The organism is Pseudomonas sp. S09G 359 (genome assembly GCF_002843605.1).
Taxonomy (GTDB): Bacteria; Pseudomonadota; Gammaproteobacteria; order Pseudomonadales; family Pseudomonadaceae; genus Aquipseudomonas.
Map to the genome: position 1 here is coordinate 2,829,107 of NZ_CP025263.1, position 19,279 is coordinate 2,848,385.

Below are 19,279 nucleotides of genomic sequence, written 5' to 3' on the forward strand. Positions count from 1 at the left end.
ATGTCCTCTTTTGCTGAAATGATTGAAAACATTACCCCGGACATCTACGAGAGCCTCAAGCTCGCCGTGGAAATCGGCAAGTGGTCCGATGGCCGCAAGCTCAGCGCCGAGCAGCGCGAGCTGTCGTTGCAGGCGGTGATCGCCTGGGAAATCCAGAACCTGCCGGAAGACCAGCGCACCGGCTACATGGGCCCGCAGGAATGCGCGTCGAAGTCCGAACCAGTACCGAACATCCTGTTCAAGTCGGATGCGATCCATTGATTGAAATCGGTCGCGGTGCAGTCAGCAAAATGTCGGCGCAACTTGGTGAGCCGACCGTTCAATATGCGTTTCGTCTGGGCGAAACCGAGGTGCCAGTCAACCCGCTGATCGGCACCCACATTCGCCTGGAGTACCTCGGTGCCATCCATTGCAGCCATTGCGGCCGCAAGACCAAGACCAGCTTCAGCCAGGGCTATTGCTACCCCTGCATGACCAAGCTGGCCCAGTGTGACCTGTGCATCATGAGCCCCGAGCGTTGCCATTACGACGCCGGCACCTGCCGTGATCCGGGGTGGGGCGAACAATTCTGCATGACCGACCACGTGGTGTACCTGGCCAACTCGTCAGGGATCAAGGTCGGCATCACTCGCGCTACCCAGTTGCCAACCCGTTGGCTCGACCAGGGCGCGAGCCAGGCGTTGCCGATCATGCGCGTGGCCACGCGCCAGCAATCCGGTTTCGTCGAAGATGTGTTCCGCAGCCAGGTTGCCGATAAGACCAATTGGCGCGCACTGCTCAAGGGCGACGCAACGGCGGTGGACCTCAAGCAGGTGCGCGATGAGTTGTTTGCGTCCTGCGCCGAAGGCATAAGTGCCTTGCAGGAACGCTTTGGCCTACAAGCCATCCAAGCGGTGACCGACCTCGAGCCGATTGAGATTCGCTACCCGGTAGAGCAGTATCCGGCCAAGATCGTCAGCTTCAACCTGGACAAGAACCCGATTGCCGAAGGTACGCTGCTGGGGGTCAAGGGCCAATACCTGATCTTCGACACCGGCGTTATCAATATTCGTAAATACACGGCCTACCAGCTCGCCGTGCATCAGTAGAAGGATGCCACCATGCGCACCGAACAACCGAAGATGATTTACCTGAAGGACTATCAGGCGCCGGACTACCTGATCGAGGAAACGCACCTGACCTTCGAGTTGTTCGAGGACCACAGCCTGGTCCACGCGCAGCTGGTGATGCGCCGTAACCCCGAGCGCGGCGCCGGCTTGCCGCCGCTGGTGCTGGATGGGCAGCAACTGGAGTTGCTCACCGTCAACCTCGGCGACCGTGAGCTGAGCGAGGCTGACTACCAGTTGACCGACAGCCACCTGACGCTGCACCCGACCAGCGCGACCTTCACGGTCGACACCAGCGTGCGCATCCACCCGGAAACCAACACCGCCCTGGAAGGCCTGTACAAATCCAGCGGCATGTTCTGCACCCAGTGCGAGGCCGAGGGTTTCCGCAAGATCACCTACTACCTCGACCGCCCGGACGTGATGAGCACGTTCACCACCACGGTGATCGCCGAGCAGCACAGCTACCCGGTGCTGCTGTCCAACGGCAACCCGATCGCCAGCGGCCCGGGTGAAGACGGCCGCCACTGGGCGACCTGGGAAGACCCGTTCAAGAAGCCCGCCTACCTGTTCGCCTTGGTCGCCGGTGATTTGTGGTGCGTTGAAGACAGTTTCACCACCATGACCCAGCGTGAAGTGGCGCTGCGCATCTACGTCGAGCCGGAAAACATCGACAAGTGCCAGCACGCCATGACCAGCCTGAAAAAATCCATGCGCTGGGATGAACAAACCTATGGCCGCGAGTACGACCTCGACATCTTCATGATCGTCGCGGTGAACGACTTCAACATGGGCGCGATGGAGAACAAGGGCCTCAATATCTTCAACTCCAGTGCCGTGCTGGCCCGTGCCGAAACGGCCACCGACGCCGCGCACCAGCGGGTCGAGGCGATTGTCGCCCACGAATACTTCCACAACTGGTCGGGCAACCGCGTGACCTGCCGCGACTGGTTCCAGCTGTCGCTGAAGGAAGGCTTCACGGTGTTCCGTGATTCGGGTTTCTCCGCCGACATGAACTCGGCCACGGTCAAGCGCATCCAGGACGTGGCCTACCTGCGGACCCACCAGTTCGCCGAAGACGCCGGCCCCATGGCCCATGCGGTACGCCCGGACAGCTTCATCGAGATCTCCAACTTCTACACCCTCACCGTGTACGAAAAGGGCTCGGAAGTGGTCGGCATGATCCACACCTTGCTGGGCGCCGAAGGCTTCCGTAAAGGCAGCGACCTGTACTTCGAACGTCATGACGGCCAGGCCGTGACCTGTGATGATTTCATCAAGGCCATGGAAGACGCCAACGGCGCCGACTTGACCCAATTCAAACGCTGGTACAGCCAGGCAGGTACGCCACGCCTGGCGGTGAGTGAGTCCTACGACGCTGCGGCCAAAACCTACAGCCTGACCTTCCGCCAGAGCTGCCCTGAGACCCCGGACAAGGTGGAAAAACTGCCGTTCGTGATTCCGGTGGCATTGGGCCTGCTGGACGGGCAGGGCGCCGGTATCGCCTTGCGCCTGGCCGGTGAGGCGGCTGCTGGCGCTACGTCCCGGGTGATCTCGGTGACCCAGGCCGAACAGACCTTTACCTTTGTCGACATCGCCGAACAGCCTTTGCCTTCGTTGCTGCGTGGCTTCTCGGCACCGGTGAAACTGAGCTTCCCGTACAGCCGCGACCAACTGATGTTCCTCATGCAGCATGACAGCGACGGTTTCAACCGTTGGGATGCCGGCCAGCAACTGTCGGTGCAGGTGTTGCAGGAGCTGATTGGCCAGCATCAGGCGGGCCAGCCGCTCAAATTGGACCAGCGCCTGATCGACGCGCTGCGCACGGTGTTGAGCGACGACAGCCTGGACCAGGCGATGGTTGCCGAGATGCTCTCGTTGCCGAGCGAAGCCTACCTGACCGAAATCAGCGAAGTGGCGGATGTAGACGCCATCCACGCCGCCCGCGAGTTTGCCCGCAAGCAGCTGGCCGACCACCTGTTCGAAGGCTTGTGGCTGCGTTACCAGGCCAATCGCGAGCTGTCCAAGCAGACGCCGTATGTCGCCGCCGCCGAGCATTTCGCCCGGCGTGCCCTGCAGAACATTGCGCTGTCGTACCTGATGCTCAGCGGCAAGTCGGAAGTCTTGGCGGCCACCCTCGATCAGTTTGACACCAGCGACAACATGACCGAGCGCCTGACCGCGTTGGCCGTGTTGGTGAATTCGCCGTTCGAGGCAGAAAAGGCCCAGGCGTTGGCGGTGTTTGCCGAGAACTTCAAGGACAACCCATTGGTCATGGACCAGTGGTTCAGCGTGCAGGCTGGCAGCACGTTGCCGGGCGGCCTGGCGCGGGTCCAGGCGTTGATGGAACACCCAGCGTTCAACATCAAGAACCCAAACAAGGTGCGCGCATTGATTGGTGCGTTTGCCGGGCAGAACCTGATCAACTTCCATGCGGCGGATGGTTCGGGCTATCGCTTCCTGGCGGACCTGGTGATCCAGTTGAACGGCTTCAACCCACAAATCGCTTCGCGCCAGTTGGCGCCGCTGACCCGCTGGCGCAAATACGACAGCGCACGTCAGGCGCTGATGAAGGGCGAGCTGGAGCGCATTCGTGCTTCCGGTGAGCTGTCGAGTGATGTGTTTGAGGTGGTCAGCAAAAGCCTTGCTTAAGCGGCATCGTTGAATAAAAAAACGGCCTGTTCACCAGGCCGTTTTTTTTCGCCTCAGATAACCGGCGGGCGAGGGGTGTCTGAACCGTTATCGAGGGGGAAACGCTCGGCAATAATCCCGTGAGGCACGCCCAGCGGAATGGCGCTGGCGGTGTCGAGGCGGGTGACTTGCTCGGCCGATAGCTGCACATTCAAAGCGCCGAGGGTGTTGTCCAGTTGCGCACGGGTACGCGAGCCGAGGATCGGCACCAGCGCGGTGGTGGAGCGGCGTGCCTTTTCCCGTAGCCAGGCGATGGCGACGTGGGTGGGCGTGGCGTCAACTTCACCAGCGACAGCCAGCAGTGCGTCAAGCACCGCGGTTTCACGCGCACTCTTCTCCGCGTGCACCAGGATGCCCATCTTGTTGGCGCGGTTGTCGCCTTGGGTTTCGCGGTACTTGCCGGTGAGAAAGCCGCCGCCCAATGGCGACCACAGCGTAGCGCCCAGGCCCAACGCCTCGGCCATCGGCAACAGCTCGCGGTCGGCGCTGCGTTCGACCAGGCTGTATTCCACCTGGATGCCGATGATCGGCGCGAAGTTGCGCACTTCGGCCAGCAAGTCGGCGCGGGCAATGCGCCAGGCGGGGAAGTTGGACAGGCCGGCGTAGTGGATCTTGCCGGCGCGGACCAGGTCGTCAAAGCCGCGCAGGATCTCTTCCATGGGCGTGACGTTGTCGCTCATATGCGCCCAGAGCAGGTCGATGCGGTCGGTGTTCAAGCGTTTGAGGCTTTCTTCGACGGCGCGCACCAGGTTCTTGCGGTTGTTGCCCAGCCTGATCGTGCCTTCATCGGAAGGTTGGGTGCGCAGGGTGTACTTGGTGGCCACGACCAGGTTGTCGCGCTCGGTGGCGATAAATTCCCCCAGCAGCTGTTCGGCCTGGCCGAACTGGTAGCCGTTGGCGGTATCGAGAAAGTTGCCGCCAGCTTGCAGGTAGCCGTCGAAAATCGCCTTGGCTTCATCGCGCTCGGCGCCATGGCCCCAGCCCGTGCCGAAATTACCGGTACCCAAGGCCAATTCCGATACCTGCAGACCGCTGCGGCGGCCAAAGACTTTATTGTGCATACGAGGACTCCTGAGGCTGTGATGGCTATTACATGTTTATCAACATGTATTTAATATGATCTTGGTAATCTATTCGGTCAAGGGGCTTTTTTACTGCTGACGTTTTCTGACAAGGGGCTCTGCTAAGCTGCGAGACTTTTCATTTTTGGCGGGATCCACGTGTCGCGTACCACTCGTCTTTTGACCTTGTTACAGGCCCTGCGGGGCAAGAAACGCCCGGTGACCGCCGCCGTGCTGGCGGCACAATTGGAGGTGTCCGAGCGCGCACGCTGTATCGCGACATCGCCGAGTTGACGGCCCTGGGCGCGCCGATTTTCGGCGAGGCGGGGGTAGGGTATGTGCTGCGCAGTGGGTTGTTTTTACCGCCCTTGATGCTGAATGCCGAAGAAACCGAGGCCATCGTGTTGGGCCTGCGTTATGTGGATCAACGTGGCGATGATGTGCTCAGCCGAGCGGCGGCCAACGCCCTGGCCAAGATCGCCGATGTGCTGGATCCGGCGGCCCAGGAAGCCCTGCGCAACCCGACGTTGCTGCCCGGCCCGCCGGGCTTTGGCTACCCGGAAAACTGCGTGCCGCTGGATGTGTTTCGCCAAGCCATTCGTACCCAGGCCAAGTTGCATATCGACTACGCCGACGCCAGCCAGGTCCAGAGCCAGCGCCTGATCTGGCCCCTGGCCCTGGGGTTTCTCAATGAGGTGCGGGTGATCGTAGCCTGGTGTGAATTGCGCGGCGCGTATCGCACTTTTCGCACCGACCGCGTAGCCACTGCCGAAACCCTCGGCGAACGCTATCCGGGGCGGCGCAGTGACTGGCTGCGGGGCTGGCGCAAGTTGATGGAGCAAAATGAAACCGGGCCGTTTACTCCTGACAAAAACTGACACAACCCTGGCTTAGCATGGCGCTATACATCACTAAAAAGGAGCTGTGCCATGTCCGGTAACCACCCAGAATTGGCCCCGGCCATCGTCGCCTATATTGCCGCAGCGAATACCCGCGACACCTCGGCAATTGCCCACTGTTTCGCCGACGATGCCCATGTATTCGATGAAGGCGAACACCAGGTCGGCACCGCCGCCATTGCACGCTGGATGGAGGACACCGGGCGCCGCTATCAGCCCCGGGTCGAAGTGCTGAAGGTGCAGCATCGCACCGGCAAGGTGCTGGTCAGCAACGCCGTCTCCGGCAATTTTCCCGGCAGCCCGCTGGAGCTGCGCTACACCTTTCGCCTGAACGCGCAGGGCAAGATTTCGCGGCTGGATATTTCCCTGTAGGTCATACTGGCGGGCATGACTTTCGACTCGCCTCTCAGTGCCTACCGACACGCCATCGCCCAGCAGGGTTTTTTCGCCGACGACGCCCAGCGCCAGGCGGTGGCGGCCCTGCAGGCCTGCCATGAAGCCTTGCATCAGCGGCGTTCGCCGATCAATGGCGTCTATCTATGGGGGCCGGTGGGGCGCGGCAAAACCTGGTTGATGGACCAGTTCTACCAGAGCCTGCGGGTGCCGGCGCGGCGTCAGCACTTTCATCACTTCATGGGGTGGGTGCATCAGCGCTTGTTCCAGCTCACCGGCACCCATGACCCGTTGCAGGCCCTGGCGCGCGAACTCAGCCGGGACGTGCGCGTGCTGTGCTTTGACGAGTTGTTCGTGAATGACATTGGCGACGCGATCATCCTCGGCCGCCTGTTCCAGGTGATGTTCGAGGAAGGCGTCGTCATGGTGTGCACCTCCAACCAGCCGCCGGATCAGTTGTATGCCGACGGCTTCAACCGCGAGCGCTTTCTACCGGGCATCGCTGCGCTCAAACAGCACATGCAGGTGGTGGCGGTGGACGGCGGAGCGGACCATCGCTTGCACCCAGGTGTTGGCATTCAGCGCTATTGGGTGAACCAGCCCGACGCGCTCGCGCACGTGTTCCGGCAGTTGGCCGAAGGGCAAGTGCTGCGCCCGGGGCCCGTGAGTGTCGGCCACCGCTGCATTGTGACGGTGCAGTCGAGTGACAGCGTGCTGTGGTGTCGTTACGCCGACTTGTGCGAGCAGCCCCTGGCGGCGATGGATTTCATGCTGTTGTGTGATCGTTTCAACGCCATCCTGCTGGGCGAAGTGCCCAACCTGAGCGCGCAGAAACGTCCGGGCCGAATTGCCCGTGGCACTGAAGACGGTGCCGAGCGTGTGGTGGCGGGTGATCGCGAGTTGCCGCAACTGTCGGTACACGATGACAGCGTGCGGCGGTTCATCGCGCTGGTGGACGAGTGTTATGACCGTAAGGTGCCGCTGTATATCGAGGCCCGGGTGCCGTTGGACAGCCTGTATACCGAGGGCTACCTCGAGTTTCCCTTCCGCCGCACCCTGAGCCGGCTGCAAGAGATGCAGCGGCAACGCTTTGGCTGAGGCAGGTCTACACAAAATCGCAGCATTCCTTTCGCGTTTTCAGGCAGATATTTGTAGTTTATCTCCTTCATCCCACGCCTGCTCCCCGCTTACAATCGTGCACCTCAAAGGGAGCCGATTCCCTTGTTGCCGTGATCGAGGAAGGAAATGGACACCCCAGATATCCTGGTGCTGCAAGCCAGCTACACCAACCCAGTGCACGCCGAAGCCATTGGCCGGGTGCTTAACCATTACGCCGAAGACCCGATGGGTGGGGGTCATAGCCTGCCGGCAGATCTGCTGGAACAATTGCCGGCCGAACTGGCTAAGCGTGCGCATGCCTTCAGTGTGCTGGCTTTTGTAGGCGGTGAACCGGCGGGCCTGGTGAACTGCTTCGAGGGTTTTTCCACCTTTGCCTGCCGACCTTTGGTCAACGTGCATGACGTCGTGGTGATGAGTTCGTTTCGTGGCCTGGGGCTGAGCCAGAAAATGCTGCAGAAGGTCGAGGAAATCGCCCGGCAGCGGGGTTGCTGCAAGATCACGCTGGAAGTGCTCGAAGGCAATGCCGTGGCCCAGTCGGCCTATCGGAAGTTTGGTTTTGATGATTCCAAGTTTGATCCGGAGTTCGGTGGCATGTTGTTCTGGAACAAACCGCTTTAATAAATAACAGGCAAAAAAAAGGCGCCATTAAATGGCGCCAAGTTCACCTTGGCCATCGGAGCGGAATGGCAGAGGGTAGTACGGTTAAATCAGCCTTTCGGTTGTTGCTCAGTAGTGGCTTGTTCCGCCGTTACCTTTTTGCTGTCTTTGCCGTCGGCGGCAGCAATGCGTTCGTTAGTGCTGTGGATCTGGCTCTGTTCGAAGGCGAAGCTCTTGTAGAACTGTTTTGAACGCTCCGCGCCGCCCTCTGCGAAAGCGGCGGCGGAGGTCAGTGTCATCAGGCTGGCAAGCAGTACGGTAGAGAGTTTCATGGCAGTATTCCCATTAAGAGTGATCGGTATCCAGTCGCTCCTTGATCAGATTCATGGCGCAACTATGGAGCGATCTTATTAAGTGGGAATTAACGTGATGATGACCCCAAGTTAAATATTCCGTTAACTTCGGCGGGGCGCTTGGATCTATAAAATCAGTGCACGCGTGACGGCGCGCGGGTTACCCCGGTAAATGCAGTTATAAAGACTGACGCGCCGGTAATATTTTTTATCAAATTGGCGATTGATGTTAAGCGAGGGCGCAAGGTGCTCGACGCTGGCCCTCCCCGGAAAGGGGAGGACCTGTCGTGATGGCTGCCGGCCTATTACTGAGCCGGTGGTTCCTGAAGCACCACGTTCAACGGGTTGGCCTTTTTCGGCGTGAGCATACTGAAGTCGATCAGGGCCTTCTGCTGGCGCATGTAGGGGTTGCCGATCAATTGCGGGCGTGGCTTGAAGCTGTCGCTCACCAGGCTCTTGCTGCGGTCCAGTTCGTTGAAGCTCAGCCCGGCCAGGTCGGCCCAGGTGTGAATCAACTGCGAGCTGGTGTAGGGGCGTTGCAAGTCGCCAGCGAAGCTCCAGTCGTGGGTCTCACGCCATTTCGGCGAGGCATAGGCCATGAACGGGATGGTGTACATCGGCGCCGTGGGCTTGCCTTCGTTGCGCCCCAGGGTGGCGTGGCCGGCCGAGTCGAACACGTCCTCGCCGTGGTCCGACAGGTACAGCAGGAACCCATTGGGGTCGGTCTTGGCGTAGTCCTTGATCAGGCTCGACACCACGAAGTCGTTGTACAGCACCGCATTGTCGTAGCTGTTGTAGACCGGCAGTTGGTCGTCGCTGATGCCGGCGGGCACGCCCTGGCGGTCGGTGAATTTGTCGAATGTCGGCGGGTAGCGGTACTGGTAGCTCATGTGGGTGCCGAGCAAGTGCACCACAATGAATTTGCGTTCGGCCGGATCGGCCAGGGCCTTGGAGAACGGCTCCAGCACGTCGCCGTCGTATTGGCGGGCATTCTGGTTGCGGTTGTTGTTCAGGTACACCTGTTCGTCGGCCTGTTCGGAAAAGGTCGTAAGCATGGTGTTGCGCTTGGTCATGGTCTGCTGGTTGGTGATCCAGTAGGTCTTGTAGCCCGCCTGTTTCATCACGCTGACAATCGACGGCGTCTTCAGGTACAGGTCGGGGTTTTCCTCGTCGGCGAACGTCAGCACCTGCTGCAGCGCCTCGATGGTGTAGGGGCGCGGGGTGATCACGTTGTCGAACACCGCCAGTTGGTCGCGCAGTTTGTCCAGTTCCGGCGTGGTGTTGCGCGGGTAACCGTAGAGGCTCATGCGCTGGCGGTTGGTGGACTCGCCGATGACCAGCACCAGCGTCGAGGGCTGGCCGGCCATGGTGTCCTTGAGGTTGGTCAAGGGCGGGATCTGGCTGGCGCTGTCGAGCATGCCCTGCATGTTGTCCAGTTGTTGGGTGTAGCGGTGGTAGCCGACAATCATCTGCCATGGCACGGCCGGCTCGATGCGCGCTTCAAAACGATCGATGGCATCTTCCAGGGTGTCACTGCGGGCGATCTGCTTGACCAGCGGGTAACCAATGATGGCCACCAGGATCGCCGTCGCCGCCACCAGCGCCTGGGCACGGGGCAGGTAAACCGGGCGTACTCGGGTCCATAGGAAAATGGCGACGGCGGTGTGGGCAATGAACGCCAGCACGATCCACCAGGCGAAGTACTGGGTGAGGTATTCGCCGGCTTCAGAGATGTTCGATTCGAACATGATGAAGATGACGCTTTGGGAAAATTCCTGCTGATAGACGAAGAAATAACCCAGGCTGGCCATGGAACAGGCCCACAGCACCACGCCGATAATGGCAGCGAGCAAGCGCGTACGGCGCGGGAATACAAGGAGAGGTGCGAGCCAGATCGCGCTCATGAAGAACGCTTGGCGAAAACCACTGAAGCCGGAGGTGCCGCTGAGTTGGATCAGCAGTTGGGTAATGCCCGAGAAGTACCAGAAAAACAGGAACAACCAGCCAAGACCGGCCCAATCAAAGCCTTTCGCAGACTTAGTGCTGCGTTTGAACATTGCCATCCAGCGCTCCAACCCGATAATTCTTCAGTTGACGCGCAGGGCTGCACGCAACAGAGGCCACCCTTGAAGTAGGTGGCCCTTGGGGGCGGGAGTATCGGGAGGGGCATGTGAAAACTTTGTGAGATTTTTGTAGCGGTTATCTTACAAAGTGATTACCGGGCTCAGCAGAGTGCCGGTTGCGCACCGGAAGGCTGGTCCAGCTGAGCTTGAATGATGTGGGCACGTAGACGCATGACCTCCTGCTGCAATTGATCGCGTTCGTCTTTCAACTGGCGCAACTCGTCGCGACGCATAGTGACGTAGAGGGTCTGTGGGGGGCGGGTCATCTGTGCAGTGCTCATTGCTTACCTCGCAAATAGCCGGTGTGTCGCGGTGTGCCAGAACGCTTGAGTCGAGGTTCTCGGCAGCAGTCAGGACAATTCTGAATTCTTTTTGCGAGCAATGGAACTTTTTTATTTTTGATGGTCGTGTGACTTTTTGTACCGTGATGGTGAAACGATGGCCACTTTTTTGTCATGAAACTACCACGATCGGCTCTGGACTAACCCTCATTAGCCTCATTGCGCTATAAACTATGCACACATTTATTTAGTAGTTAGGAGCATCAGCACATGCAACTGGGGATTATCGGACTAGGCCGCATGGGCGGGAATATTGCACGGCGCCTGATGCTCAATGGGCATTCCACCGTTGTTTACGACCGTAACGAAGCATTTGTCAAAGGCTTGAGCGAGGAGGGCGCCACCGGCGTTGCCGACTTGAAAGCCCTGGTCGCCGGGCTGCAAAAGCCTCGCGCCGTGTGGGTGATGCTGCCGGCAGGCGACCCCACTGAAAACACCATCAATGAGTTGAGCGAGCTGCTGGAAGACGGTGACGTGATCATCGACGGCGGCAACACCAACTATAAGGACGATGTACGTCGCGGCAAGGCCCTGGCGGAAAAGGGCCTGCACTATGTCGACGTCGGCACCTCCGGCGGCGTCTGGGGGCTGGAGCGTGGCTACTGCATGATGATCGGCGGCGACACCGAGACCGTACAGCGCCTGGACCCGATCTTCGCCAGCCTGGCCCCGGGCCTTGGCAACATCCCGCGGACCAAGGACCGTTCTGCCTCGGCTGACAAGCGCGCCGAGCAGGGCTACATCCACGCCGGCCCAGCGGGCGCCGGGCATTTCGTCAAGATGATCCACAACGGCATCGAATACGGGATGATGCAGGCGTTTGCCGAAGGTTTTGACATCCTCAAGACCAAGAATTCGGAAAACCTGCCGGAAGACCAGCGTTTCGACCTGAACGTTGCCGATATCGCCGAAGTCTGGCGCCGTGGCAGCGTGGTGTCGTCCTGGTTGCTGGACTTGACCGCCGATGCCTTGGCGACCGACCCGAAACTCGACGGCTACTCCGGCTCCGTGGCCGACAGCGGTGAAGGCCGCTGGACCATTGAAGCCGCCATGGAACAGGCGGTGCCGGTGCCGGTACTGTCCACCTCGTTGTTCGCCCGCTTCCGCTCGCGCCAGCAGAGCACTTACGGTGACAAGATGCTGTCGGCCATGCGCTTCGGCTTCGGTGGCCACGTGGAGACTTCCAAAAAATGACCGCCAACGGCAAGAAATCCAAGGCCGAACCCGCTCCACCCACCACCCTGTTTCTGTTTGGTGCCCATGGTGACCTGGTCAAACGCCTGCTGATGCCGGCGTTGTACAACCTCAGTCGTGATGGGCTGCTGGGCGACGGCTTGCGTATTGTCGGCGTTGATCACAACGCCATCAGCGACGCCGACTTCGCCAAGAAACTCGAGGATTTCATTCGCACCGAAGCCGCCAGCAAGGTCAAGGGCAACGCCGACAACGCGTTGGACCCGGCCTTGTGGGCGCAATTGGCCAAGGGCATCAGCTACGTCGAGGGGGATTTCCTCGACGACAGCACCTACGCCGATATCGGTAAGAAGATCGCCGACAGTGGCACCGGCAATGCGGTGTTCTACCTGGCTACCGCACCGCGTTTCTTCAGCGATGTGGTGCAGCGCCTGGGCAGTGCCGGCCTGCTGACGGAAACCGACGACAGTTTCCGTCGCGTGGTGATCGAAAAGCCCTTTGGTTCCGACCTGGCCACCGCTGAAGCGTTGAACGCCAGCCTGCTCAAGGTGATGAGCGAGAAGCAGATCTATCGCATCGACCATTACCTGGGCAAGGAAACGGTGCAGAACATCCTCATCAGCCGTTTCTCCAACGTGCTGTTCGAGGCGTTCTGGAACAACCATTACATCGATCATGTGCAAATCACCGCCGCCGAAACCGTTGGCGTGGAAACGCGGGGCAACTTCTTCGAAAAAACCGGCACCCTGCGGGACATGGTGCCCAACCACCTGTTCCAGCTGCTGGCGATGGTGGCCATGGAGCCGCCAGCGGCCTTTGGGGCTGACGCCGTGCGCGGTGAAAAGGCCAAGGTCATCGGCGCCGTACGTCCATGGTCCCTGGAGGACGCCCGCGCAAACTCGGTACGTGGCCAGTACACCTCCGGGGAAATCGGCGGCAAGCAGCTGCCGGGTTATCGCGAGGAGGCGAATGTCGCACCGGATAGCAGCACCGAGACGTTTGTCGCACTTAAAGTGATGATCGACAACTGGCGCTGGGTTGGCGTGCCGTTCTACCTGCGTACCGGTAAGCGCATGAGCGTTCGCGACACCGAAATCGTGATCTGCTTCAAGCCGGCGCCGTATGCACAGTTCCGCGACACTGAAGTTGATGAGCTCAAGCCTACCTACCTGAAGATCCAGATCCAGCCGAACGAAGGCATGTGGTTCGACCTGCTGGCGAAAAAGCCCGGGCCGACCCTGGACATGGCCAACATCCAGCTGGGTTTCGCCTATAAGGACTTCTTCGAGATGCAGCCTTCGACTGGCTACGAAACCCTGATCTACGACTGCATGACTGGCGACCAGACCCTGTTCCAGCGTGCCGACAACATCGAGAACGGCTGGCGTGCGGTGCAGCCGTTCCTGGACGCGTGGAAGCAGGACGATGGGATCCAGGCCTACAAGGCCGGCGAAGACGGCCCGGCAGCGGCCGATGCATTGCTGGCCCGCGATGGCCGTACCTGGCATAGCCTCGGATGAGTGATGCAGCGATTCATCCCATCCGTTTTATCCTCAGTGACGTGGACGGCACCTTGCTGCACCCGGACCACCGCCTCAGCCAGCGTACGGCCGACGCGGTCAGTGCCTTGCGCGACGCTGGGGTGTTTTTCAGCCTGGCCAGCGGGCGGCCACCCAAGGCCATGCTGCACTTGATCGAGACGTTTGGTATCGATGTGCCGGTGGCGGGCTTTAATGGTGGCACGCTGATCAACCCGGACGGCAGCATTCTGGTCGCCCACCATCTGCCCGCGGAAGCGGCGCTGGTGACCCTGGCGCTGTTTTCAGCCGAGCCGGACGTGGAAGTGTGGGTGTTTGCCGACGGTGATTGGCTGCGCCGTGATCCGCCAGGGCCGATGCTGCAGCGCGAAGCCGATGGCCTCGGCTATGGGCCGGTGGTGGTGGAGAGTTTCGAGCCGTACCTGGACCGGGTCGACAAGATCGTCGCCGCCAGCAACAACACGCAGTTGCTGATGGAGCTGGAGGCGCAGTTGCAGCCCAAGGTGCACGGGCTGGCCCAGGTGTCGCGTTCGCAACCGGTCTATCTGGATGTGACGGCCATGCTGGCCAACAAGGGCGAGGCGTTGAAGACCATCGCTGCGCACCTGGGCGTGCCTATGGAGCAGACGGCGGCCATCGGCGATGGCGGCAATGACCCCGCGATGTTTCACGTGGCCGGACTGTCGATTGCCATGGGGCAGGCGGAAGAAACCGTCAAGCGCCAGGCTACTGTGGTTACTGGTAGCAATGTTGACGACGGTGCCGCAGAAGCCATCGAACGGTTTATTCTCGCCGCGCGATAAAACCCAGGTTCTAACGCTTAACTTCCGATCACTCTTGCAGTGATCGGAAGTTGTCGCGTGGGTTTACTTTGGCATTGCCCAGGACTGCAACTGGTAGCCATCTTTATCGAGCTCGGCGCGGGCTTGCAACAGCAAGTCTTCCAACTGCGCCGGGTCGGTATAGGCACTCGACGACAGTTGTTTGCTGCCGATACGGGTATTGGTGCGGTCGATGACGCTCAGGCTGAGGGCGCCATTGCCATCGTGCCAGGCCACGCACTGAAAGGGTTGGAAAGCACGGTCTGCGATCAAAAGAGCTTCGTTGATGCGGAGCGGGGCGTTCATGTGAGTCTTCTCTCTATTGCCCATTCAAGTGAGTGCCGGTGGTTGGGCTGACCATGCGGCGGGTTACTTGTACTGATGCACGATGACCGGGTACGGGTCACATGTTAGAGCCAGAAATTTTAACTTTCCCTGATTAAAGTCATGTAAGCGGCTGTTTTGAAAGCTGAATGAAAGTTTCCGCGCGGTGCAACTTTTTTGCCGAAAGCGTGGGTTGGTGGCTTTTTGCCCGCACTTATAGCGAAACGGTACAAGCGCTGTGTCAAGATCTTGCTAGTGTTAGCGCCAGGCGTCACAAAGCATTGTTTATTAATAACTTTAACAATTTTGACGCCAAGGAATAGTCATGATTGTTACACCCGTGCAGCGTCGTTTGCTTGTGGTCGACCCCTGTGACGACTGCCACGGGCTATTGCCCGGCTTGCGCACCGCAGGGTGGGAAGTGGACAGCTGTGCCCTGGAGACGGTGGGTGAACGCACCTGCGACGTTGGCTTGTTGCGTTTGCAGCCCTACCACCTGGAGCGCCCCGAAGCGGTCAAGGAGCTGATCGGCCGCAGCGGCACCGAATGGATCGCGGTACTCAGCCAGGACGTGCTGCGCCTGCAGAACGTCGGCGATTTCGTCTGTGAATGGTTTTTCGACTTCCACACCTTGCCCTTCGACGTCTCTCGCGTGCAGGTCACCCTCGGCCGTGCTTTCGGCATGGCGCGGCTGCGCGGCAAGGGCCACACGCCGGTGGATGAACCCGAGCATGAGCTGCTGGGTGACAGTCGACCGATCCGCGAATTGCGTAAATTGTTATCCAAGTTGGCGCCAACCGAATCCCCGGTGCTGATTCGTGGGGACAGCGGTACCGGTAAAGAGCTGGTGGCCAAGACCCTGCACCGCCAGTCCCAGCGCCACGCCAAGCCGTTTGTCGCGATCAATTGCGGGGCGATCCCGGAACACTTGATCCAATCCGAATTGTTCGGCCATGAGAAGGGCGCGTTTACCGGCGCCCATCAGCGCAAGGTCGGGCGTATCGAGGCGGCCAATGGCGGCACGCTGTTCCTGGATGAAATCGGCGATTTGCCGATGGAACTGCAAGCCAATCTGCTGCGTTTTCTTCAGGAGAAACAGGTCGAGCGGGTCGGCGGCAGCCAGCCGATTCCGGTGGACGTACGGGTATTGGCGGCCACTCACGTTGACCTCGAGGCTGCCGTGGAGAAGGGCACCTTCCGCGAGGATTTGTATTACCGGCTCAATGTCCTGCAAGTGATGACCGCGCCCTTGCGCGATCGTCATGGCGACGTGGCAATGCTCGCCAACCACTTTTCACGCTTCTACAGCCAGGAAACCGGCCGACGCCCGCGCAGTTTCAGCGAAGATGCATTGGTGGCGATGGGGCAGCACCCCTGGCCGGGCAATGTGCGCGAGTTGGCCAACCGTGTGCGCCGGGGCCTGGTGCTCGCCGAAGGGCGCCAGATAGAGGCCGTTGATCTGGGCTTGCAAGGCGAACAGGCAATTTCGCCACCCATGGCTACACTGGAAGACTATAAGCACCGCGCCGAACGCCAGGCGTTGTGCGATGTGCTCAACCGGCACAGCGACAACCTGAGTGTCGCGGCCCGCGTGCTGGGGGTTTCCCGGCCCACGTTCTACCGGTTGCTGCACAAACACCAGATCCGCTAGGGCGGGTAAACCGAAAAGCCCCGCAACGACCCTTATCGTTGCGGGGCTTTTCCTTGTGCCAAAAGTACTCCCTCTGCCGCCTCCTGTAGCGATCTGGCCCCCTGTGACGATCTGGCTTGTGCCGAGCGGACTCGCTGTGGCGAGCGGGCTTGCCCGCGTTGGGCTGCGAAGCAGCCCTAAAAAATCCGACTACTTCGCACCCCAACGCAAGCAAGCTCCCTCGCCACAAAAATGCGCCGCCATTCCAGTTAAAAGTAGTAAGGGAATTTCAGGCTGAACGTAAAGTCCGGCGCATCATCCGTCATGCCAATCGCCAGGTTCGGCACGATGGTCAGGTTTTCCGACGCGGCAATGGTCATCCCCACGTTGAAGTAGCCGGCGTTGGCATCGCTGGAAACCACCGATTGCCAGTCACCGCCGTTAGGCTTGAGCTTGCTTTTGCGCTGTATGAGGTCGGACACCGAGAACGACATACTCATCTTCTCGTTCAGCGCGAAGGCCACGCCGACGCCGAGCTGGAAGCTGTCACCCAGGCTGACTTTGCCGCCGACTTTCTGGTTGACGTCGCTGCTGATGTCGTCAAACGACTCTTCGAAGTTGTGGGTGTAGGACAGCGAGCCAAACAGCACCGCCGGGTCGAACGTCTTGACCAGGGAGATCCCCGGCGTGATCGACCAGACACCGTTGCCCGTAGGCAGGCTTTCCGGCACGAACAGGTTGTCGTTGTTGGGTGACCCGATCAGCTTGATGCCAAACGGCTCTTTGCCCGTCGGTGCCTTGACCCGCACCGACACCACGGCATCCGGCAGGGTCGGGGTTTCGTCGAGGAACTTGTAGGCCACGCCGAAGTTGACGTCGCCGATGGTCGGGTCGCGGGTGACTGAGGCTTCCGAGGTTGCGGTGCCGTTGTTGCCGGCGCCGGCGGACTGGTAGGTCGACTCGCGATACACCACGGGCACGTTCACGTCGAACTGCCAACGGTTATCGACGTTATAGCGCCCGGTCAGGTCCAGGGTCCAGTTGTCGGACTTGATCCGGTCCAGGTTGATATTGCCGAGGAAAATCGAGTCCAGCGCCAGGAACCCGTTGAGGGTCAGTTGGCGGGCGTCGTAACGGGCGTAGGTCACGCCGGTTTCAAAGCTGAATTTGCCATTGCCGAAAAAGCCGCTGGCTTCGTTATACAAGTTGCTCACGCTCTGCGCCGGAGCGGAGTCGTCTTTGAGCGACTGGCCATAAGAACTGCCGCCGCCACCGCCCGCGCCGCCGGAGGCTGCAGCAGCGCCCGTACCTGCAACCGTAGCGCCGCTGGCTTTTTGGAAGTCTGCCGGGGATTTGGCCAGGCGTTTCGGGGCCGGTGTCGCCGGTTGATCTTCTACTTGGCGCACACGCTGCTCAAGAACTGCCAGGGCTTTTTGTTGTACTTCGTAGCGCTGCTTGAGTTCCAGGAGTTCCTGTTTGAGGGTTTCGATATCGGCGTCTGGCGCGGCATACAACATGGATGCGGGCAAGAGCGTACTTAAACAGACCACCGCGCGAAGTGATAACGATCGATGCATGAAATAAGCCGTCCTTTTCTAATGCGTAAGTGCCGGTGGTCAGCGTAGTTCAATATCCGAGGGTGCGTAGGCCTTTGAGTTGGTCCAAATTGCAGTTCAACGCGCCGTTGTTCAAACCGTTGTTATTCATCACGACGTTGAGCTGGGTCATGTTGTTGACGAAATTGGTGTTGCCGGTTAACACCGTGCCCTGCAGTACCGTGCCGCCACCGATCTGTTGCAGGCTGTTGCCCTGGTTGTGGTTGGCCTGGATCGCCATCTGCAAGCCGCCGTTGTTGGCGGATACGCTGACCTGGCCGGCCGGGCTGTCGCCGGTGACCACGCCGCCAGCCACCAGCACTTTGCCCGATTCGACGATATTGGCCGGGGCAAATCCGTTGGTCACGTTGATCCCAACGTTGTTGTAGGCGGTGTTGCCATCGCCGGCCGTGCGCACGCTTTGTGTTACGCCCTGGCCGCTACCGAGGCCGGCGCCGCCGGTGACGTTGCCGGTACCGGTGTTCTGGTTGGTGCCGGTACCGGCCGACCCAGTGGTTTGCACGTAGAACTGTGGGGTGATGGTCGATGAGTCGATCTGCATGCTGGCCTTGCCGGTAATGGTGTCACCGATGGCATTGGTCCAGGTGCTGCTCATGACAATGCCGAAGCTGATGATTCGCCCCGGCATGACATAACGGCCGCGCAAGTCGGCCATTTCCGAATCCTTGAGTTCGATGGGTTTGAACCCCGATGAAGCATAAGCGGGCATTGAGGCTGCCAGACACATGACCGTCAGCCAACGGGAAGTGTTCATCTTCTGCTCCTGGAGCGTCCTGCCCCTTATTGCGCTTCTAGAAGAAGTCGCTCTGGATAAAACCGAAGTCCATCAGCTCGGCATCGCCTACAGGCCTGAACTCATTCAACTGGTTCTTGGCGGTCAGCGGAGTGGGCGGGTCGAGCAAGACGTTGGCCTTGTCGTAACCTTCACCCAGCACGGCGAAAACGATGCCATTCCAGCCTTTGACGAAGTCGTCACGCGAATAGCGCTTGTGGCCCAGTACCGGGTCGCCAATGTAGACCCAGTCCTTGTCGGCGCGCTGCATCACCACGAAGTGCTTGTAGCCACGAATTTCCAGCAGCACTACTACGGGGATTTTTACCGTAACCAGGGTGTCTGGCGCGATTTTGTAGCCCCGGGCACGCATGCCGATGCTTTCGAGGTAGCGCTTCATGTCCAGCATGGAAAAACCCTGGGTGCGTACCAGGTCCTGGTCAGCGGTGACCAGCATGCCTTTGATGATGTGTTCTTCGTCGACGTCCAGCCAGTAGGCTTGGCGCAGGATGGTGGCGAGTGCCGCAGCACCGCAGCTGAAATCGGTTTTCTGTTCCACCAGGTTGGCGAACCGGCGCTCACGGATGCTCTCGACCTTCTTGAAGATTACTGCACCGCCAGGCATGGCCGAGATCGCCATGGTGCCTGCCCACGCGGGGCCGGTGAGTAACATCAGGAGGGTGAGGGTCGCGAGGCGCATG

At 60.0% G+C, this 19,279-nt stretch carries 18 protein-coding genes and 1 pseudogene; 11 read left to right on the plus strand and 8 right to left on the minus strand.

Features of this window, described 5'->3' with window-relative positions; all coding sequences use genetic code 11:
* From CXQ82_RS12700 to pepN, 3 genes are read left to right on the plus strand one after another with little or no spacing between them, the layout of a single operon-like run.
* Complete coding sequence (locus tag CXQ82_RS12700) at positions 1-261, plus strand: YeaC family protein (RefSeq protein WP_101269395.1); 261 nt, start codon at positions 1-3, stop codon at positions 259-261.
* On the plus strand, positions 258-1,088 hold the full coding sequence (locus CXQ82_RS12705) for a DUF2797 domain-containing protein (RefSeq protein WP_101269397.1): 831 nt from the start codon (positions 258-260) through the stop codon (positions 1,086-1,088). The genes CXQ82_RS12700 and CXQ82_RS12705 overlap by 4 nt, the downstream gene beginning before the upstream one ends.
* A gap of 12 nt (positions 1,089-1,100) precedes the next feature.
* Positions 1,101-3,758 carry an aminopeptidase N gene (gene pepN, locus CXQ82_RS12710; RefSeq protein ID WP_101269399.1) on the plus strand — a complete coding sequence of 886 codons (2,658 nt, stop codon included), beginning with the start codon at positions 1,101-1,103 and terminating at the stop codon, positions 3,756-3,758.
* Positions 3,759-3,811: 53 nt separating this feature from the next.
* Here pepN and CXQ82_RS12715 read toward each other — a convergent pair whose 3' ends face one another.
* Complete coding sequence (locus CXQ82_RS12715) at positions 3,812-4,858, minus strand: aldo/keto reductase (protein WP_101269401.1); 1,047 nt, start codon at positions 4,856-4,858, stop codon at positions 3,812-3,814.
* A 159-nt stretch (positions 4,859-5,017) separates the two neighbouring features.
* Between CXQ82_RS12715 and CXQ82_RS12720 the strand changes: the two are divergent.
* From CXQ82_RS12720 to CXQ82_RS12735, 4 genes and pseudogenes are all read left to right on the plus strand, one after another.
* Positions 5,018-5,736: pseudogene (locus tag CXQ82_RS12720) on the plus strand (helix-turn-helix transcriptional regulator).
* A gap of 51 nt (positions 5,737-5,787) precedes the next feature.
* Positions 5,788-6,129, plus strand: a complete 342-nt coding sequence (locus CXQ82_RS12725) for a nuclear transport factor 2 family protein (protein WP_101269403.1) — start codon at positions 5,788-5,790, stop codon at positions 6,127-6,129.
* A 15-nt stretch (positions 6,130-6,144) separates the two neighbouring features.
* Entirely contained in the window at positions 6,145-7,248 is a 1,104-nt protein-coding gene (gene zapE / locus CXQ82_RS12730) for a cell division protein ZapE (protein ID WP_101269405.1), read from the plus strand.
* A 147-nt stretch (positions 7,249-7,395) separates the two neighbouring features.
* Positions 7,396-7,887 carry a GNAT family N-acetyltransferase gene (locus tag CXQ82_RS12735; RefSeq protein ID WP_101269408.1) on the plus strand — a complete coding sequence of 164 codons (492 nt, stop codon included), beginning with the start codon at positions 7,396-7,398 and terminating at the stop codon, positions 7,885-7,887.
* Between the two features lie 89 nt (positions 7,888-7,976).
* On the opposite strand, the gene CXQ82_RS12740 is transcribed toward CXQ82_RS12735, so the two are convergent.
* The 3 genes from CXQ82_RS12740 to CXQ82_RS31425 form a co-directional block, all read right to left on the minus strand.
* Positions 7,977-8,198 carry a hypothetical protein gene (locus CXQ82_RS12740; RefSeq protein ID WP_101269410.1) on the minus strand — a complete coding sequence of 74 codons (222 nt, stop codon included), beginning with the start codon at positions 8,196-8,198 and terminating at the stop codon, positions 7,977-7,979.
* Positions 8,199-8,524: 326 nt separating this feature from the next.
* A complete protein-coding gene (locus CXQ82_RS12745; RefSeq protein WP_101269412.1) occupies positions 8,525-10,282 on the minus strand; it encodes a phosphoethanolamine transferase CptA in 1,758 nt (585 codons plus the stop codon).
* A 161-nt stretch (positions 10,283-10,443) separates the two neighbouring features.
* The gene (locus CXQ82_RS31425; RefSeq protein ID WP_256581910.1) at positions 10,444-10,623 is read right to left on the minus strand and encodes a DUF6026 family protein; all 180 of its coding nucleotides are present in this window, start codon (positions 10,621-10,623) and stop codon (positions 10,444-10,446) included.
* 270 nt (positions 10,624-10,893) lie between these two features.
* Here CXQ82_RS31425 and gnd point away from each other — a divergent pair, with 270 nt between their 5' ends.
* The 3 genes from gnd to CXQ82_RS12760 are packed head-to-tail and all read left to right on the plus strand — an operon-like array spanning position 10,894 to position 14,218.
* Positions 10,894-11,877 (plus strand): phosphogluconate dehydrogenase (NAD(+)-dependent, decarboxylating), encoded by a 984-nt coding sequence (gene gnd, locus CXQ82_RS12750; protein ID WP_101269414.1) that lies wholly within the window; start codon positions 10,894-10,896, stop codon positions 11,875-11,877.
* Positions 11,874-13,397: a glucose-6-phosphate dehydrogenase gene (gene zwf, locus CXQ82_RS12755; protein ID WP_101269416.1), complete on the plus strand. Its 1,524-nt coding sequence runs from the start codon at positions 11,874-11,876 to the stop codon at positions 13,395-13,397. The genes gnd and zwf overlap by 4 nt, the downstream gene beginning before the upstream one ends.
* Positions 13,394-14,218 (plus strand): HAD family hydrolase, encoded by an 825-nt coding sequence (locus CXQ82_RS12760; protein ID WP_101269418.1) that lies wholly within the window; start codon positions 13,394-13,396, stop codon positions 14,216-14,218. The genes zwf and CXQ82_RS12760 overlap by 4 nt, the downstream gene beginning before the upstream one ends.
* A gap of 63 nt (positions 14,219-14,281) precedes the next feature.
* Here the strand turns inward: CXQ82_RS12760 and CXQ82_RS12765 are convergent, their stop codons facing one another.
* The gene (locus CXQ82_RS12765) at positions 14,282-14,542 is read right to left on the minus strand and encodes a hypothetical protein (RefSeq protein ID WP_025857279.1); all 261 of its coding nucleotides are present in this window, start codon (positions 14,540-14,542) and stop codon (positions 14,282-14,284) included.
* 343 nt (positions 14,543-14,885) lie between these two features.
* Between CXQ82_RS12765 and CXQ82_RS12770 the strand changes: the two genes are divergently transcribed.
* A complete protein-coding gene (locus CXQ82_RS12770) occupies positions 14,886-16,211 on the plus strand; it encodes a sigma-54 dependent transcriptional regulator (protein ID WP_101269420.1) in 1,326 nt (441 codons plus the stop codon).
* 248 nt (positions 16,212-16,459) lie between these two features.
* Here CXQ82_RS12770 and CXQ82_RS12780 read toward each other — a convergent pair whose 3' ends face one another.
* From CXQ82_RS12780 to CXQ82_RS12790, 3 genes are read right to left on the minus strand one after another with little or no spacing between them, the layout of a single operon-like run.
* The gene (locus CXQ82_RS12780) at positions 16,460-17,767 is read right to left on the minus strand and encodes a hypothetical protein (protein WP_101269422.1); all 1,308 of its coding nucleotides are present in this window, start codon (positions 17,765-17,767) and stop codon (positions 16,460-16,462) included.
* 49 nt (positions 17,768-17,816) lie between these two features.
* Positions 17,817-18,560, minus strand: a complete 744-nt coding sequence (locus CXQ82_RS12785) for a hypothetical protein (protein WP_101269424.1) — start codon at positions 18,558-18,560, stop codon at positions 17,817-17,819.
* A gap of 37 nt (positions 18,561-18,597) precedes the next feature.
* Positions 18,598-19,278: a C39 family peptidase gene (locus tag CXQ82_RS12790; protein WP_101269426.1), complete on the minus strand. Its 681-nt coding sequence runs from the start codon at positions 19,276-19,278 to the stop codon at positions 18,598-18,600.
* Position 19,279 lies beyond the last annotated feature (1 nt).